The 16,377-nt window shown below is 72.5% G+C and carries 16 protein-coding genes; 2 read left to right on the forward strand and 14 right to left on the reverse strand.

Annotated features, from left to right (window positions below; translation table 11 throughout):
- Window positions 1-36: 36 nt before the first annotated feature.
- The 3 genes from cmk to aroH all read right to left on the reverse strand — a co-directional run bounded on the left by cmk (window position 37) and on the right by aroH (window position 2,291).
- Window positions 37-732 carry a (d)CMP kinase gene (cmk, locus tag ABZ576_RS24590; RefSeq protein ID WP_360744679.1) on the reverse strand — a complete coding sequence of 232 codons (696 nt, stop codon included), beginning with the start codon at window positions 730-732 and terminating at the stop codon, window positions 37-39.
- Between the two features lie 114 nt (window positions 733-846).
- The gene (locus ABZ576_RS24595) at window positions 847-1,932 is read right to left on the reverse strand and encodes a prephenate dehydrogenase (protein ID WP_360744682.1); all 1,086 of its coding nucleotides are present in this window, start codon (window positions 1,930-1,932) and stop codon (window positions 847-849) included.
- Window positions 1,929-2,291 carry a chorismate mutase gene (gene aroH, locus ABZ576_RS24600; protein WP_360744685.1) on the reverse strand — a complete coding sequence of 121 codons (363 nt, stop codon included), beginning with the start codon at window positions 2,289-2,291 and terminating at the stop codon, window positions 1,929-1,931. Before aroH ends, ABZ576_RS24595 begins: the two co-directional genes overlap by 4 nt.
- Window positions 2,292-2,438: 147 nt before the next feature.
- On the opposite strand from aroH, the gene ABZ576_RS24605 reads away from it, so the two are divergent.
- Both ABZ576_RS24605 and ABZ576_RS24610 read left to right on the forward strand, forming a co-directional pair.
- A complete protein-coding gene (locus ABZ576_RS24605) occupies window positions 2,439-2,870 on the forward strand; it encodes a Rieske (2Fe-2S) protein (RefSeq protein ID WP_360744688.1) in 432 nt (143 codons plus the stop codon).
- A 22-nt stretch (window positions 2,871-2,892) separates the two neighbouring features.
- Complete coding sequence (locus tag ABZ576_RS24610; protein WP_360744691.1) at window positions 2,893-3,636, forward strand: nucleotidyltransferase domain-containing protein; 744 nt, start codon at window positions 2,893-2,895, stop codon at window positions 3,634-3,636.
- Here the strand turns inward: ABZ576_RS24610 and ABZ576_RS24615 are convergent.
- The 11 genes from ABZ576_RS24615 to ABZ576_RS24665 all read right to left on the reverse strand — a co-directional run bounded on the left by ABZ576_RS24615 (window position 3,562) and on the right by ABZ576_RS24665 (window position 16,316).
- Window positions 3,562-4,311: a nucleotidyltransferase domain-containing protein gene (locus ABZ576_RS24615; protein WP_360744694.1), complete on the reverse strand. Its 750-nt coding sequence runs from the start codon at window positions 4,309-4,311 to the stop codon at window positions 3,562-3,564. The genes ABZ576_RS24610 and ABZ576_RS24615 overlap by 75 nt on opposite strands.
- Window positions 4,312-4,314: 3 nt before the next feature.
- Window positions 4,315-5,322, reverse strand: coding sequence for an ADP-ribosylglycohydrolase family protein (locus ABZ576_RS24620; protein ID WP_360744697.1), 1,008 nt, complete (start codon window positions 5,320-5,322; stop codon window positions 4,315-4,317).
- A gap of 67 nt (window positions 5,323-5,389) precedes the next feature.
- On the reverse strand, window positions 5,390-6,451 hold the full coding sequence (locus tag ABZ576_RS24625) for a pseudouridine synthase (protein ID WP_360744700.1): 1,062 nt from the start codon (window positions 6,449-6,451) through the stop codon (window positions 5,390-5,392).
- A 13-nt stretch (window positions 6,452-6,464) separates the two neighbouring features.
- Entirely contained in the window at window positions 6,465-7,115 is a 651-nt protein-coding gene (gene scpB / locus ABZ576_RS24630) for an SMC-Scp complex subunit ScpB (RefSeq protein WP_360744703.1), read from the reverse strand.
- Window positions 7,112-8,308 carry a segregation/condensation protein A gene (locus ABZ576_RS24635; protein WP_360744706.1) on the reverse strand — a complete coding sequence of 399 codons (1,197 nt, stop codon included), beginning with the start codon at window positions 8,306-8,308 and terminating at the stop codon, window positions 7,112-7,114. The genes scpB and ABZ576_RS24635 overlap by 4 nt, the downstream gene beginning before the upstream one ends.
- Window positions 8,309-8,326: 18 nt before the next feature.
- Window positions 8,327-8,875 (reverse strand): hypothetical protein, encoded by a 549-nt coding sequence (locus ABZ576_RS24640; RefSeq protein ID WP_360744709.1) that lies wholly within the window; start codon window positions 8,873-8,875, stop codon window positions 8,327-8,329.
- A complete protein-coding gene (locus ABZ576_RS24645; RefSeq protein WP_360744711.1) occupies window positions 8,860-9,993 on the reverse strand; it encodes a ParA family protein in 1,134 nt (377 codons plus the stop codon). The genes ABZ576_RS24640 and ABZ576_RS24645 overlap by 16 nt, the downstream gene beginning before the upstream one ends.
- 424 nt (window positions 9,994-10,417) lie before the next feature.
- Entirely contained in the window at window positions 10,418-11,542 is a 1,125-nt protein-coding gene (gene ald, locus ABZ576_RS24650) for an alanine dehydrogenase (RefSeq protein ID WP_360744714.1), read from the reverse strand.
- 136 nt (window positions 11,543-11,678) lie between these two features.
- Window positions 11,679-13,763 carry a tetratricopeptide repeat protein gene (locus ABZ576_RS24655; protein WP_360744717.1) on the reverse strand — a complete coding sequence of 695 codons (2,085 nt, stop codon included), beginning with the start codon at window positions 13,761-13,763 and terminating at the stop codon, window positions 11,679-11,681.
- A gap of 160 nt (window positions 13,764-13,923) precedes the next feature.
- Window positions 13,924-14,550 (reverse strand): NUDIX hydrolase, encoded by a 627-nt coding sequence (locus tag ABZ576_RS24660; RefSeq protein ID WP_360744720.1) that lies wholly within the window; start codon window positions 14,548-14,550, stop codon window positions 13,924-13,926.
- Window positions 14,551-14,648: 98 nt separating this feature from the next.
- Entirely contained in the window at window positions 14,649-16,316 is a 1,668-nt protein-coding gene (locus tag ABZ576_RS24665; protein ID WP_360744781.1) for a CTP synthase, read from the reverse strand.
- Window positions 16,317-16,377 lie beyond the last annotated feature (61 nt).

The raw sequence follows: 16,377 nt of genomic DNA on the forward strand, positions 1-16,377 counted from the left end.
GCCGGCCCACCTCGGCGCCCCGCTCGGACGGGAGGTTCACTTCCCGGCCCGCTTCTCCTCGACCAGGGTGACGACGCACTCGATGACCTGGGCGAGGGTGAGCTCGGTGGTGTCCACCTCGACCGCGTCGCCGGCCTTGGCGAGCGGCGAGGTCTTGCGGCTGGAGTCGGCCGCGTCCCGCTTGATCAGGGCCTCGCGGGTGGCGTGGACGTCGGCGCCCTTCAGCTCGCCGCTGCGGCGGGCCGCGCGGGCCTCCGGGGAGGCGGTGAGGAAGATCTTCAGGTCGGCGTCGGGCAGGACGGTCGTCCCGATGTCCCGGCCCTCCACCACGATGCCGTGCTCGGCGCCGGCGGCCAGCGAGCGCTGGAGCTCGGTGATCCGCGAGCGCACCTCGGGCACCGCGCTGACCGCGCTCACCTTGGAGGTGACCTCCTGGGTGCGGATCGGGCCGGCCACGTCGACGCCGTCGACCGTGATGGTCGGGTTCGCCGGGTCGGTGCCGGAGACGATCTCCGGCTTGCCGGCGACGGCGGCGATCGCGGTCGGGTCCTCCAGGTCGATGCCGTTGCTCACCATCCACCAGGTGATGGCCCGGTACTGGGCACCGGTGTCCAGGTAGCTCAGGCCGAGCTGCGCGGCCACGGCCTTCGACGTGCTCGACTTGCCCGTGCCGGAGGGACCGTCGATCGCGACGATCACGGGCTTGGGGGTCGGGGCGGCGCCGTTTTCCACGGGGGGACACCTTCCTGGTGCGGTGCGGGCGGGGTGCGGGGAGCGAGAGCGCCCCGCACAAGGTTACTGGGTACGGGTCACTCGTCCGGACGCACGGGGACCCGCCGCCGGGCTCTACTGCCGCAGGGCCCACCCTCGCTCGCGCAGCGCTCCCCGCAGACCGGCCGCCGCCTTCGGTTCGACCGAGAGCTGCACCAGGCCGGCCTGCCGGCCCGTCGCGTGCTCGATCCGGACGTCCTCGATGTTGACCCCGGCCCGGTCCGCGTCCGCGAAGATGCGGGCCAGCTGCCCGGGCTGGTCGTCGATGAGGACGATGACGGTCTCGTACACGCGCGGGGCGGTGCCGTGCTTGCCGGGTACCCGCACCTGGCCCGCGTTCCCGCGGCGCAGCACGTCCTCGACGCCGGCGGTGCCCTCGCTCCGCTCGGCCTCGTCGCCGGACTGGAGGGCGCGCAGTGCCCGGACCGTCTCGTCGAGGTCGGCGGCGACGTCGGAGAGCAGGTCGGCGACCGGGCCGGGGTTGGCGGACAGGATGTCGATCCACATGCGCGGGTCGGAGGCGGCGATCCGGGTCACGTCGCGGATGCCCTGGCCGCACAGCCGTACGGCGGCCTCCTCGGCGTGCTCCAGGCGGGCGGCGACCAGGCTGGACACCAGGTGGGGCATGTGGGAGACGAGGGCGACGGCGCGGTCGTGGGCGTCGGCGTCCATGACCACCGGGACGGCCCGGCAGTGCGAGACCAGTTCCAGGGCGAGGTTCAGCACCTCGGTGTCGGTGTCCCGGGTCGGGGTGAGCACCCAGGGGCGGCCCTCGAAGAGGTCGCCGGTCGCGGCCAGCGGGCCGGACTTCTCCCGGCCCGACATGGGGTGGGTGCCGATGTACGCGGTGAGGTCGAGGCCGAACGCCTCCAGCTCGCGGCGCGGGCCGCCCTTGACGCTGGCGACGTCCAGGTAGCCGCGGGCCGCGCCGCGGCGCATGGCGTCGGCGAGCACCCGGGCCACGTGGGCGGGCGGGGCGGCCACGATCGCCAGGTCGACCGGGCCCTCGGGGGCCTCGTCGGTGCCGGCGCCGAGCGCGGCGGCGGTGCGGGCCTGCCCGGGGTCGTGGTCGGCGAGGTGGACGGTGACCCCGCGCTGGGCCAGGGCCAGGGCGGCGGAGGTGCCGATCAGGCCCGTTCCGATGACGAGTGCGGTTCTCACTGGGCGATGTCCTTGCGCAGGGCCGCGGCGGCGCCGAGGTAGACGTGGTGGATGTCGGCGCGGGGCTTGTCCGACTCGATGTGCGCGAGGATCCGCACGACCCGGGGCATGGCGCCCTCGATGTCCAGTTCCTGGGCGCAGATCAGCGGGACGTCCACGAGGCCCAGGGCGCGCGCCGCGACGGCCGGGAAGTCGCTGTGCAGGTCCGGGGTGGCCGTGAACCAGATGCTGATCAGGTCGTCGGCGGTCAGGCCGTTGCGCTCCAGCAGGGCGGTGAGCAGGGCCCCGACCCGCTCGCCCATGTGACCGGCCTCGTCCCGTTCCAGCTGGACGGCCCCCCGGACCGCTCGTACCGCCACGACGCTGCTCCTCGCTGACATGCGTGTTCCGTTGTTGGTCCGTCCAGCGTAGTCAGCCCGCGCGGGACCGGCGCACGCCGCTCGCCCGCTGAGACGATGCGACCGTTCCGGTTTCCACCGATTTCGACGTCTGTACGGAGGCGTGACATGACCCAGCCCGCGACGCGGCGCGCGGTTCTCGCCACGAGCGCCGGTGCGCTCGCCCTGGGGTGCGTGGGGTGCGGCGGCGAGAAGGACGGCGGTGCCACGGCCACGGCCGCGCCGGCGTCCTCCGCCGGGAAGGCGGCGCCCGGCGGGGCGCTGGCGCGCACGAGCGACATCCCGGAGGGCGGCGGCACGGTCTTCGACGAGCAGCAGGTCGTGGTCGTCCAGCCGGCGAAGGGCGACTTCAGGGCGTTCTCGTCGATCTGCCCGCACCAGGGCTGCGCGGTGAGCGAGGTGGCGGACGGCACCATCCTCTGCGCGTGCCACGGCAGCGGCTTCCGCATCGCCGACGGTTCGGTGGCCCGCGGTCCCGCGACCAGGCCGCTGGCCGAGAGGCCGATCACGGTGGAGGGGGATTCGATCCGCCTCGCCTGAGGGGCTCGCGTACGCTCCGGGGATGCAGCCGCAGGACCTCGTACGCGACCACACGATCTACGCCTGTGTCATGGGTTCCCGGGCCTTCGGCCTGGCCACGGCCGGCAGCGACACCGACCGGCGCGGGGTGTTCCTCGCCCCCACCCCGCTGTTCTGGCGGTTCGAGAAGCCGCCCACGCACGTGGAGGGGCCGGGCGAGGAGCGGTTCTCCTGGGAGCTGGAGCGGTTCTGCGAGCTGGCCCTGCGCGGCAACCCGAACGTCCTGGAGTGCCTGCACTCCCCGTTGGTGGAGCACGTGGACGACACCGGCCGCGAGCTGCTCGCCCTGCGCGACGCCTTCCTGTCCCGGCAGGCGTACGGCACCTTCACCCGTTACGCCCTCGGGCAGCGCAGGAAGCTCGACGCCGACGTCCGCGCGACGGGCGCCCCGCGCTGGAAGCACGCCATGCACCTGCTGCGTCTGCTCACCAGCGCCCGGGACCTGCTGCGCACCGGCGAGCTGCGGATCGACGTCGGCGCGCAGCGCGAGCCCCTGTTGGCGGTCAAGCGGGGCGAGGTGCCGTGGGCGGAGGTCGAGGCGCGGATGGTCCGGCTGGCGGCCGAGGCCGAGGAGGCCCTCGGGGGCAGCCCGCTGCCGCCGGAGCCGGACCACGCGCGCGTGGCCGCGTTCCTGCACCGGGTGCGCCGGGCCTCAGCCTTCGAGGCGGAGCCGGACCACCAGGTCGTGCAGGGCGTCGTGGGCCCCGGCGGCCTCGGGCAGCACTGAGCCGGCCTGCGCCGCGTCGAGCGCGGTGTGCAGCCGCTCCACGTCGGCCTCCACGCGCGTGTCGTCGACGTCGGCCGTGCCGTGCTCCCGCTCCCGCTTGGCGGCGATCAGCTCGGGCAGGTAGCCGGGCGCGTCGACCTGGTCGAGCAGCGTGGGCAGGTGGGGCTGCACCTCGCCGCTGCGCATGAGGTGGATCCCGGTGAGCAGCGCCCGGAAGGTGTAGAGCAGCGGCTTGAGCTCGCCGGTCTTCTCGAACAGCCGCCACTGGGTCACCGCGAATCCGCGGTAGTGGTGGGCGTGGTGGCTGGTGAGGACGCCGGGGGCCAGGGCGGCCAGCTCCCGGTGGGCGTCGGAGGTGTGCACCACCAGGGGCGAGAGCAGCTGCTCCAGCACGTAGCCGTTGCGGCGGAGCATCAGCCGTACGAACTTGCGCAGGTCGTGGGTGACCAGGTCCAGCTCGACGCCGTACCGGACCCAGGTCCGCGAGCGGGTCTCCTCCGGCTCGCGCAGTCCGACGAGGTCGGCGGCGGGGAGCAGGTGGACGCCGCGCAGGTCGACGTCGGAGTCCTGCGAGGGGAAGCCGTACAGGTGGGCTCCGGAGACGGTGGCGAACAGCAGCGGGTCGGGCTGTTCCGCGACCACCGGGGCGAGGTCTATGTCGAGGTCGTCGATCATGGGCTAAGCGTCCCAGAGCGAGCCGAGGGCCGACAGGTCCTCCCGGTACTCGATCCGCTCGGTCCAGTCGGCGGGCCAGGCGTCCGCGCCGAGCCAGGCGCCCGCGAAGGCGCCGGTGAGGCAGGCGATGGAGTCGGAGTCGCCGGCGGTGCAGGCGGCCCGGCGCAGTGCGGTGACCGGCTCCCCGGGGAAGAGCAGGAAGCACAGCAGTGCGGTGGCGAGGGCCTCCTCGGCGATCCAGCCCTCTCCGGTGGCCAGGCACGGGTCGGCCTCCGGGGAGACGGTCCGTGCGGCCTCCTCGACCCGGTCGAGGACCGCCAGGCACTCGTCCCAGCCGCGCGCGATGAAGTGCTCGGGGTCCGGGTCCTGGGAGCGGGTCCACAGGTCGCCGAGCCAGGTGTGGTCGTAGCGGGTGCGGTTGTCCAGCGCGTACGAGCGCAGCCGTCCGAGGAGTGCGGCCGGTTCGGTGCCCTGGGCGAGCAGGTGGACGGCGCGGGCGGTGAGGTCGGAGGCGGCCAGCGCGGTGGGGTGGCCGTGGGTGAGCGCGGACTGCAACTGTGCGGCGCCGGCGCGCTGTTCGTCGTTCAGTCCCGGCGCGAGACCGATGGGGGCGACCCGCATGTTGGCCCCGCAGCCCTTGGAGCCGACCTGGCTCGCGTCCTGCCAGGCGCGCCCGGCGTCCCGCAGCAGCTCGCACGCGGTCAGGCAGGTGGCGCCCGGGGCCCGGTTGTTCTCCGGCGAGCGGTACCAGTCCACGAACTCCGCGCGCAGCGGCGGCTCCAGCCGGGCCGGCGTGAGGCCGCCGCGCTCCATGGCGGTTCGCAGGGCCCGCCCGAGGGCGAGGGTCATCTGGGTGTCGTCGGAGACGCGGGCGCGCTCGGGCAGCCGCATCTCCCGCCAGGGCCCGAACATCGTGTGGATCAGCGGCACGGTCTTGAACTCGGTCGGGTAGCCGAGCGCGTCCCCGAGGGCCAGGCCCATGAGCGCGCCGGTCGCCGGCTGCTTCGGCATACGGATCGTCCCCCTTTATCGTCACCGTGACAATAAAGGGGGACGGTGATCAGGCGCAAGCCGCGCTCTAGAGGTCGACTTCCTTCATCAGCATGCCCACCTCGGTGTTCGACAGCCGGCGCAGCCAGCCGGACTTCTGGTCGCCGAGAGTGATCGGGCCGAAGGAGGTGCGCACCAGCTTCTCGACGGGGAAGCCCGCCTCCGCCAGCATGCGGCGCACGATGTGCTTGCGGCCCTCGTGCAGGGTCACCTCGACCAGGTAGTTCTTGCCGGTCTGCTCCACCACCCGGAAGTGGTCCGCGCGCGCGTAGCCGTCCTCCAGCTGGATGCCGTCCTTCAGGCGCTTGCCGAGGTCGCGCGGGATCGGGCCGACGATGGCGGCGAGATAGGTCTTCTTCACGCCGTACTTCGGGTGCGTGAGGCGGTGCGCCAGCTCGCCGTGGTTGGTGAGCAGGATGACACCCTCGGTCTCGGTGTCCAGCCGGCCGACGTGGAAGAGCCGGGTCTCGCGGTTGGTGACGTAGTCACCGAGGCACTGCCGGCCCTCCGGGTCCTCCATGGTGGAGACGACACCGGCGGGCTTGTTCAGCGAGAAGAACTGGTACGACTGGGTCGCGACGGTCAGACCGTCGACCTTGACCTCGTCCTTCTCCGGGTCGACCCGGCGGCCCTGCTCCAGGACGATCTCGCCGTTCACCTCGACCCTGGCCTGCTCGATCAGCTCCTCGCAGGCCCGCCGGGAGCCGTAGCCCGCGCGCGCGAGCACCTTCTGGAGCCGCTCGCCCTCCTGCTCGGCGCCCGGGAAGGTCTTGGGCAGCTTGACGTCCTTCTTGCCCGCGTACCGCTCCCGGTTGCGCTCCTCGACCCGCGTCTCGTACTCGCGTGAGCGCGCCGGGGCCGTACGGCCGTCCTGCTGGGGCCGCTTCGGGCCGCCCTTGGCGCCGCCGCGGGCCGCCCCGCCGCGTCCGGCCTTGGGGCCGTCCTTGGTGGCCCCGGGGCCCACGTCGTAGCGGCGCTCCTCGGGGCGGGGCTTGCGGGGACGACCCTGCCCCTGCTTCTGGTCCCTGTCGTTGCCGGCACCGCGGTAGTTACCGCGCCCGCCGCTCTTGCCGCTGCCGCTGCTTCGCATCAAGGTTTCCGTCTTAGTCGTCTGCGTCCTGACCGCCGGGCGCGTCGGGCGCGTCCGGGTCGAACGACGGGACCCCCTCCTGGGTCTCGGCCTCGATCGCCTCCGCCTCGGGGAGGAAGGGCGCGAGCTCCGGAAGCTCGTCCAGGCCGCGCAGGCCCATCCGCTCCAGGAAGTAGTTCGTCGTCCTGTACAGGATCGCACCTGTTTCGGGTTCCGTGCCCGCCTCCTCGACCAGACCGCGCTGGAGGAGGGTGCGCATCACGCCGTCGCAGTTCACCCCGCGCACGGCGGAGACCCGGCTGCGGCTGACCGGCTGGCGGTAGGCGACGACCGCCAGCGTCTCCAGCGCCGCCTGGGTGAGCCGGGCGGTCTGGCCGTCCAGGACGAGCCGTTCGACGGCGGGCGCGTAGGCGGCACGGGTGTAGAAACGCCAGCCGCCGGCGACGAACCGCAGCTCGAAACCGCGGCCCTGCACGGTGTACTCGTCGGCCAGCTCGCGCAGCGCGTCGGCGATCCGCCGCTTCGGCCGCTCCAGGAGCCTGGCCAGGTGCTCCTCGGTCGCCGGCTCGTCGACGACCATCAGCATCGCCTCCAGGGCGGGCTTCAGGTCGAGGTCGGCCGCACTCCGCGGCCCGGCCGGGACCTGCGCGCTCTCCTCGCTCACGCCTTCCTCCCCTCCTCGGGCTTCCCGCCGTCCCGGGGCCTCTCGGGCGGCCGGTCGAACTCGTCCGTGACCATGGGCGCCGCATCGGTGTCCCCGCCGGTCCAGCGCACGGTCAGCCGCCCGAGCGCGGCCTCCTGCTCCAGGGCGACGGCCTTCTCCCGGTACAGCTCCAGCAGGGCCAGGAACCGGGCCACGACGGTGAGCGTGTCGTCGGTGTCCTCGATCAGCGCCCGGAAATCCGCCTCGCCGAGTTCCCGGAGGCGCGCGACCACGACCCGCGCCTGCTCCTGCACGCTGACCAGCGGGGCGTGGATGTGGTCGACGTAGACCTGCGGCCGGGGCTTGGGCTGCATCGCCTTCACCGCGAGCCTGGCGAAGCCCTCGGCGCCGATGCTGATGACGACCTCGGGCAGCAGCTCGGCGTGGTGCGGTTCGAGGCCCACGGTACGGGGCCGGCGCAGGTCCTCCTCGTCCAGGCGCGCGTTGAAGATGTCCGCGATCCGCTTGTACGCGCGGTACTGGAGCAGCCGCGCGAACAGCAGGTCCCGGGCCTCCAGCAGGGCGAGGTCGGCCTCGTCCTCGACCTCGGCCGCGGGCAGCAGCCGGGCGGCCTTCAGGTCGAGCAGGGTGGCGGCCACGACGAGGAACTCCGTGGTCCGGTCGAGGTCCCAGTCCGGTCCCATGGCCCGGATGTGCGCCATGAACTCGTCGGTGACCTTCGACAGGGCGACCTCGGTGACGTCCAGCTTGTGCTTGGAGATCAGCTGGAGGAGGAGGTCGAAGGGCCCCTCGAAGTTGGCGAGGCGGACCGTGAAGACACCGTCGGCGGGTCTGTCCGGCTCCGGGCGCACGCTCTCGGCCGGACGTGCGTCCTCGACCGGATGCGGGCCCTCGGCCGGGCGCGCGCCCTCGGCCGGACCCGTGCTCTCGACCGGATCCATGCCCTCGGCCGGATCCATGCCCTCGGCCGGGCTCACGCTGTCGGCCGGGCTCACGCTGTCGGCCGGGCTCACGCTGTCGGCCTGTCCCGGGTTCTCGGCCGGATCCGCGCTCTCGGCCGGATCCGCGGCCGCGGTCCGCGGCTCGGTCTCCGGCTCGGTCTCCGGCTCGGGCCGCACGGCGCCCGGTCCCCGCCCCAGCGCACGCCGACGACCGGCACCGGCGCCGGGGAGGGGGACGTCAGACGAGGTCATAGCCCCCGCAGGCTACCCCTACCGCCCCCGCAGCCGTCGTACGAGGATGCTCGCGTCCCCGCGGGACTCCAGGTCGGCCAGGACCACGGCCACCGCCTCGCGGACGATCCGGCCGCGGTCGACGGCGAGACCGTGCTCGCCGCGGAGCACGAGACGCGCGTGCTCCAGGTCCATCAGCTCCTCGGCCGAGACGTACACGGTGATCTTCTCGTCGTGCCGTTCCCGCCCGCTGGGCCGCCGGGCCGCCGCCCGCCCGCGCTTGCGCGACGGCGCGGCGGCAGAACCTTCCTGCGCCGGCTGCCGGCGCGCCGGGCGGCTGCGGGACTCGCCCGCCCCGGCCGGGTCGGCCTCCGCGGCCACGTGCTCGGCGCCTTCTCCGTCGCCGCCCTGCACGGGCACCGACTGCGGTGCGTCCTCGGCGGCGGCCGTCTCGTCGCTCTCCCCCGCGGGAGCCGGCACCCGGGCCTCACCGCCCGCCGCGCGCCGGGGAGTCGACGGCTGGAGCGCCATCCCCCCTGTCGTACGGAAGAGTTCGTCGGCCCCCGGCAGACTCACTCGGCGTGACACCGGGCGAGCACCTCCCTGGCGAGCTGGCGGTAGGCGGCGGCACCCACGGAGTTGGAGGCGTACGTGGTGATCGGCTCGCCGGCCACCGTGGTCTCGGGGAAGCGGACCGTGCGGCCGATGACCGTGTGGTAGACGTGGTCGTCGAACGCCTCGACCACGCGGGCCAGCACCTCGCGGCTGTGCACCGTGCGCGAGTCGTACATGGTGGCGAGGATGCCGTCCAGTTCGAGCTCGGGGTTGAGCCGCTCCTGGACCTTCTCGATGGTCTCGGTCAGCAGGGCCACGCCGCGCAGGGCGAAGAACTCGCACTCCAGCGGCACGATCACCTTGTGAGCGGCCGTCAGGGCGTTGACGGTGAGCAGGCCGAGCGAGGGCTGGCAGTCGATCACGATGTAGTCGTAGTCGTCCATCAGCGGCTTCAGCGCCCGCTGGAGCGTCGACTCGCGCGCGACCTCGGAGACCAGCTGGACCTCGGCGGCCGACAGGTCGATGTTGGAGGGCAGCAGGTCCATGTTCGGGACCGCCGTCTTCAGCAGGACCTCGTCCGCGGACATGCCCCGCTCCATGAGCAGGTTGTAGACCGTGAGGTCGAGTTCCATCGGGTTGACGCCGAGACCCACCGACAGCGCGCCCTGCGGGTCGAAGTCCACGAGCAGCACGCGCCGGCCGTACTCCGCGAGCGCGGCACCCAGGTTGATGGTCGACGTCGTCTTGCCGACGCCGCCCTTCTGGTTGCACATCGCGATGATCTTCGCGGGGCCGTGGTCGGTCAGCGGGCCCGGGATCGGGAAGTACGGCAGCGGGCGTCCGGTCGGACCGATGCGCTCACGGCGCTGGCGGGCCGCGTCGGGCGCGAGCGTGGCCGCGTACTCCGGATCCGGCTCGTACTCGGCGTCGGGGTCGTAGAAGTGCCCCTCGGGCAGTTCGTCGTAGTCGGCGAAGTGGTTGTGGGGCGCGCCACTTCCGTCGCCGGCCATGGCGTTCACGTGATGGCCATCCATGCTCTGGTGTGCTGTCCGGGCCGCCTGCGGAACCGGACTCTGGTGGGCTGCGAAGGTGCGCACAGCTACGGAGCCGACAGCCTCGAATCCCTCGGGGCCCTGGCCCCGTGCGGGCATCCCTGGTCGACCACCTCCGGGAGAAAATGTCGACTCATTCACAAGTCGTCTTACCTCCTTGGTGACCAGGAAACTTCTAGACAAGGTCAGCGTGGCACCATGCCGACGGTTGGCGACTCTATGGCGTGTCGGCGGTCCGCAGCAACACAATCCGCCGGACCCGGCTGGATGTGTCGGCAATGAAACATCCCGCTGTCAAGGGCGTACGGCCGTCGCACAGCAGGTTTCACCGGTGTGCGAATCGGTCGAACGGTTACGTTCGAGGCGAGTTGACCGAGAGTCGCAAAGTGACCATACACACATCCGGCCGGACCTTGTCGGGCAAGGTCCGGCCGGGCGCGCGCGGTTGACGAGTCGTGTTGACGAATCGCCTTTTGGCTGGTGGTGACTTGGTGACTCACCTGCTCGTCACCTGGGGGCGGGGTCAGCCGAGCAGGGACTCCAGCTCGATGTGCTCCAGGCCGTGGGCCTCGGCGACCTCCTTGTAAACGACCTTGCCGTCATGGGTGTTGAGGCCCTTGGCGAGCGCGGGGTCGCGGCGCAGCGCCTCCACCCAGCCGTTGTTGGCGAGGGAGACGATGTACGGCATGGTCGCGTTGGTGAGCGCGTTGGTGGAGGTGTTCGGCACCGCGCCCGGCATGTTGGCGACGCAGTAGAAGACCGAGTTGTGGACCCGGAAGGTCGGCTCGGCGTGCGTGGTGGGACGGGAGTCCTCGAAGCAGCCGCCCTGGTCGATCGCGATGTCGACAAGGACACTTCCCGGCTTCATGCGGGACACCAGCTCGTTGGTGACCAGCTTCGGGGCCTTGGCACCCGGGATGAGGACCGCGCCGATGACGAGGTCGGCGTCGAGGACGGCCTTCTCCAGCTCGAAGGAGTTGGACATGATCGCCTTGACCTTCGTACCGAAGATCTTGTCGGCCTCGCGCAGCTTGTTGATGTCGCGGTCCAGCAGGGTCACGTCGAAGCCCATGCCGACGGCGACCTGGGTGGCGTTCCAGCCGGAGACACCGCCGCCGATCACCACGGCCTTGGCCGGGGTCACACCCGGGACACCGCCGGGCAGCACGCCGCGGCCACCGGCCGCGCGCATCAGGTGGTAGGCGCCGACCTGCGGGGCCAGCCGGCCCGCGACCTCGGACATCGGGGCGAGCAGCGGCAGGGCGCGGTTCGGCAGCTCGACGGTCTCGTAGGCGATGGCCGTGGTGCCGGACTCGATGAGGGCGTCCGTGCACTCCTTGGAGGCGGCCAGGTGCAGGTAGGTGAAGAGGATCTGGTCCTTGCGGAGGCGGTGGTACTCCTCCGCGATGGGCTCCTTGACCTTCAGCAGCAGGTCGGCGGTGGCCCACACCTCGTCGGCGGTGTCGAGGATCGCGGCACCGGCGGAGACGTACTCCTCGTCCGTGATCGAGGAACCGAGGCCGGCGCCCCGCTCGACGACGACCTGGTGCCCGTTGCGCACCAGCTCGTGCACACCGGCGGGGGTGATGGCCACCCGGAACTCGTTGTTCTTGACCTCGCGGGGGATGCCGACCTTCACGTCGATCACGGTCCTTGGCTCAGAGGGTATGGGGGTGCATTACAGACGTACCCAGACATGCGAGGGCATACCGGGAGACACCGCAGAGAACGTGCGGCAGAGCCAGTTTAATGAAGGTGTTCCGGCTGTCTAGCCTTTCATTGCATCAATCTTCGTCGGATGCAGTACGGATTTCGCAGGCTTCCGCGTCCTCTACCGGTCTTTCCTCGCCCTCCGGTGCTTCCTCACCCAGCATGCGCTCGGCCGCGGCGCGGTGCAGGGCGGCCGCCGCCGGGTCGCCGAGGCGGTCCAGGGTGTCGGCGAGCCGCAGCTGGAGGGCGGCCTGGAGCCGGACGTCCTCGGCCCGCCGCGCCCACTCCACGGCCTCCTGGCAGGTGCGCAGCGACTCCTCGGGCCGCCCCGCGTACTCCTGCACCCGGGCGATCTCGCTCAACGCCCGTGCGCTGGCGGTGACATCGCCGGCGCGGCGGTAGCCGGCGAGCGCGGCCCGCCAGTTCCTGAGCGCCTCGCCGTACCGGCCGGCGTAGGTGTGCGCCGTGGCGATCCGGCCGTACAGACGCGCGGCCTCCGGGTGCTCGCCCCTGGCCAGCCGTTCGGCCAGCGCCCTGCCGAACCAGTCGGCGGCCCGGTCGTGATCGCCCAGCTCCTGGTGGGCGCCGCCTACGGATTCCATCGCGCGGCCGGTCGCATACGGGTCGTTCGCCTCGCGTCCGGCCTCCAGCGCGGCCCGGTAGCGGGCCAGCGCCTCCCGGGTGCGACCGGTCTGCGCGTCGAGATCACCCAGGTTCAGAAGGGCCGCGGCCTTCTCCCGGGCCAGGCCGCGCCGCTCGGCGACGTCCAGGACCAGGCGGTGCACGCCGTACAGGTCGGGGGCGGCGGCCTGGGTGCCGACGTGCGCCGCCAGGGCCCTGACCAACTGGGACATCAGGCGGCGGGCGAGGGTGTCCAGCTCCCCGTCGGCCACCGCGAGCCGTGCCGAGGCCAGCAGGGCGGGCCGCCGGATGCGCAGCCAGTCGGCGGCGGCGCGCGGGCTGGGGAAGCGCAGCGCGCGGGGCATGCCGTTCAGCTTCTCCCGGGCCTGCGGGCTGTCCGTCTCGGTGATCGCCCGGCAGGACTGGAGCAGCCGTACCGTCCGCTCCAGCATCCGGGCCCGGGCGAGCTGGAGCTCGGCGGCCCGCTCCTGCCTCTCGGCGGCGGCGCGCAGCAGCGGGTACAGGCAGCCGGGCACCTCGTACTGGGGCAGCGGGGAGTCCAGCGCGCGCAGCAGGCCGAGGGCGACGAGGCCGTCCAGGGTGGTGCGGGCGGCGTCGACCGAGCAGCCGGCCAGCGCCGAGGCGGTGTGCGGGTCGGCCAGGCCGGCCGGCGCGAGGCTGAGCAGTCGCAGTATCCGGGCGGACGGGGCGGGCAGCTGGTCGTAGACGAGGCGGAAGACACGGGCCAGCGGAGTGCCGTCGGCGCCGTCCGCGCCGTCCGCGCCGTCCGCGGTGTGGGCGTGCATCCGCCTGGCGAGGTCGGAGACGGCGGTCTGGGGGCGGGCGGCGAGCCAGCCGCCGGCCAGCGCCAGCGCGGCCGGGTGCCCCTGGCAGGCCTCCACCAGGCTCTCCGCGGAGCGCGGGTCGACGGTGATCCGGACCGAGCCGGTGTAGCCGGTGAGCAGCTCCACCGCGGACTTGGTGTCCAGGCCGCCCAGCGTGCAGGGCCTGACGTCCGCGATGCCGGTGAGCGGGCCCGAGGAGACCGCCACCACCAGGCAGTCGGGGTCGTCCGGGAGCAGCGCGTCGACCTGCTCGGCACCGGCCGCGTCGTCCAGCAGGAGCAGTGCGCGGCGGCCGGCGAGGGCGGTGCGCAGGGCCGCGGTGAGGTCGTCCTCGGCGGCTCCGGCGGGTGCGGGCAGCCCCAGGGCGGCCAGCAGCTCGCCGGCGGCCCGGGCGACGGGCACCGGCGTGCCGTCGGGCTCGCCGAGCCGGGCCCGCAGCACTCCGCCCGGGTAGCGCCCGGCGACCTGCCGGACGAGCTCCTCGGCGAGCCGGGTCCGGCCGGACCCGGGGCGGCCCGCGATCAGGAGCACGCGCGCGCGGGGGGCCTTGCGGCCGGAGAGGGTGTCCAGGCCGGCGCGCTCGATGTCGGCGCGCAGTTCCTTCAGCTCCCGGGTACGGCCCAGGAAACGGTCCTCCGTGGCCGGCCGCGCGGACAGCTCCGCACCGTCTGTGTCCACCGCCTGATCCGTCACGGGCCACACTCCCGTCCCACCGCACGCGCAAGCCCGCCGGTGTCTTCCGTACGGGCGTGAAGAGCCTAGTTGACGCTCTGCGACGTTCCCGGAGGAGCGCGGCGCACGCATCGCCCGATCGGATCAGGCGATGGTCACACCAGTACGCCGGACGGGTGGGTCAGGACGCGAAGGGACGCGCCGGCCAGGGGGCGTCGGCGGGCCGCAGGGCGTCGAGTCCGTCCCCGCTGCGGGCCGCCGCCAGCGAGAGCACACCGACCACCAGGCAGTTGTTGTGCACGTCTCCGGCCAGGACCCGGCGCACCAGCTCCTCCACCGGCACGCGCGCGAGCTGCATGTCGGTCTCCTCGTGCTCCGCCGCGAAGCGCTCCCCCTCGGCGTCGGACAGGCCCCGGGCGAGGAAGATCCGTACGGCCTCGTCGCAGCCGCCGGGGGTGGTGTACACGTCGGTCAGCACCCGCCAGTCCTCGGCCTTGACGTGCGCCTCCTCGTACAGCTCCCGCTGGGCGGCGTGCAGCGGGTTCTCGCCGGGCACGTCGAGCAGGCCGGCCGGGATCTCCCACAGCTTGTGCCGCACCGGGTGCCGGTACTGGTTGATCAGCAGGACCCGGTCCTCCTCGTCCAGCGCGAGGACGGCGACCGAGCCGGGGTGGACCTGGTAGTCGCGGCGGACCACCGAGCCGTCGGGCATGACCACGTCGTCCGTGCGCACGGAGGTCTTGTTGCCCACGAAGGGGGTGTCCGTCGCCCGGATCTCCCACTCCTCGGGGGTGTCCTTGATCGTCATGCCCTGTCCTTCCACACGCCGTACCGGAGACCGGTCACAAGAAAACCGGGGTGCCCACCTGTGAAGGTATGCACCCCGGCCACCGTACAACCGGTGTGTTACTTGCCGTTCTTCCGCTCGACGGCGGCCTTCACCAGGCCGGCGAAGAGCGGGTTGGCACGGGTCGGCCGGGAGCGCAGCTCGGGGTGCGCCTGGGTCGCGACCAGGTACGGGTGGACGTCGCGCGGGTACTCCACGTACTCGACGAGCTTGCCGTCCGGGGAGGTGCCGGAGAAGACGATGCCGGCCTTCTTCTCCAGTTCCGCGCGGTAGGCGTTGTTGACCTCGTAGCGGTGGCGGTGGCGCTCCTCGACGTACTCCTTGCCGTCGTAGACCTCGCGGACGATGGAGCCCTCGGCGAGCTTGGCCGGGTACATGCCCAGACGCATCGTTCCGCCCATGTCGCCCTCGCCGGCCACGATGTCGAGCTGCTCGGCCATGGTGGAGATCACCGGGTGGGCGGTGGCCGGGTCGAACTCGGTGGAGTTGGCGTCGGGGATGTCGGCCAGGTTGCGGGCGGCCTCGATCACGATGCACTGCAGGCCCAGGCACAGGCCGAGCAGCGGGATCTTGTTCTCCCGGGCGTAGCGGATCGCGCCGACCTTGCCCAGCACCCCGCGGTCACCGAAACCGCCGGGGATGCAGATGCCGTCCACGTCCGACAGCTGGGCCTTGGCCCCGGCCGGCGTCTTGCAGTCGTCGGAGGTCACCCACTTGATCTTCACCCGGGCGCGGTTGGCGAAGCCGCCGGCGCGCAGCGCCTCGGTGACCGACAGGTAGGCGTCGGGCAGGTCGATGTACTTGCCCACCAGCGCCAGGGTGATCTCGTGGTCGGGGTTGTGCACCCGGTCCAGCAGGTCGTCCCAGGTCGTCCAGTCCACGTCGCGGAACGGCAGGTCGAGCTTGCGCACCACGTAGGCGTCCAGGCCCTCGGCGTGCACGACCTTGGGGATGTCGTAGATCGAGCGGGCGTCGGGGCAGGCCACCACGGCCGCCTCGTCCACGTCGCACATCAGCGAGATCTTCCGCTTGATCGCGGTGGGGACCTCCCGGTCGCAGCGCAGCACGATCGCGTCGGGCTGGATGCCGATGTTGCGCAGCGCGGCCACCGAGTGCTGGGTCGGCTTGGTCTTCAGCTCGCCCGACGGGCCGATGTAGGGCAGCAGCGAGATGTGGACGACGAAGACGTTGTCCCGGCCGACCTCGTGCCGCACCTGGCGGACGGTCTCCAGGAACGGCAGCGACTCGATGTCGCCGACCGTGCCGCCGACCTCGGTGATCACCACGTCCACCTCGTCGGTGGCCATGCGCCGGATGCGGTGCTTGATCTCGTTGGTGATGTGCGGGATGACCTGCACGGTGTCGCCCAGGTACTCGCCGCGCCGCTCCTTGGCGATCACGGTGGAGTACACCTGACCGGTGGTGACGTTGGCGGTGCCGTCCAGGTCGCGGTCGAGGAAGCGCTCGTAGTGGCCGATGTCCAGGTCGGTCTCGGCGCCGTCGTTGGTGACGAACACCTCACCGTGCTGGAAGGGGTTCATCGTGCCCGGGTCGACGTTCAGGTACGGGTCGAGCTTCTGCATCACGACACGCAGGCCCCGCGCCTTGAGCAGCATGCCCAGGCTGGAGGCGGTCAGACCCTTGCCGAGCGAGGAGGCGACACCCCCGGTGACGAAGATGTGCTTGGTCGTCGTGGCTGTGTTGCTTCGAAAAGCCGTGGTCGGCATGGCCAAGAGGGGGCTCCCGTGGTCGCTGTCTGTGATGCGGGGCGGCTGCCGTCCCGGAGGC

Source organism: Streptomyces sp. NPDC013455, assembly GCF_040632975.1.
Lineage (GTDB): Bacteria > Actinomycetota > Actinomycetes > Streptomycetales > Streptomycetaceae > Streptomyces.

Coding starts and splice junctions, on each gene's coding strand:
- ABZ576_RS24605 (WP_360744688.1), top strand. CDS start 2,439: ATGACCCAGCCCGCGACGCGGCGCGCGGTTCTCGCCACGAGCGCCGGT.
- ABZ576_RS24610 (WP_360744691.1), top strand. CDS start 2,893: ATGCAGCCGCAGGACCTCGTACGCGACCACACGATCTACGCCTGTGTC.
- ABZ576_RS24615 (WP_360744694.1), bottom strand. CDS start 4,311: ATGATCGACGACCTCGACATAGACCTCGCCCCGGTGGTCGCGGAACAG.
- ABZ576_RS24620 (WP_360744697.1), bottom strand. CDS start 5,322: ATGCCGAAGCAGCCGGCGACCGGCGCGCTCATGGGCCTGGCCCTCGGG.
- ABZ576_RS24625 (WP_360744700.1), bottom strand. CDS start 6,451: ATGCGAAGCAGCGGCAGCGGCAAGAGCGGCGGGCGCGGTAACTACCGC.
- ABZ576_RS24635 (WP_360744706.1), bottom strand. CDS start 8,308: ATGACCTCGTCTGACGTCCCCCTCCCCGGCGCCGGTGCCGGTCGTCGG.
- ABZ576_RS24645 (WP_360744711.1), bottom strand. CDS start 9,993: ATGCCCGCACGGGGCCAGGGCCCCGAGGGATTCGAGGCTGTCGGCTCC.
- ABZ576_RS24660 (WP_360744720.1), bottom strand. CDS start 14,550: ATGACGATCAAGGACACCCCCGAGGAGTGGGAGATCCGGGCGACGGAC.
- ABZ576_RS24665 (WP_360744781.1), bottom strand. CDS start 16,316: ATGCCGACCACGGCTTTTCGAAGCAACACAGCCACGACGACCAAGCAC.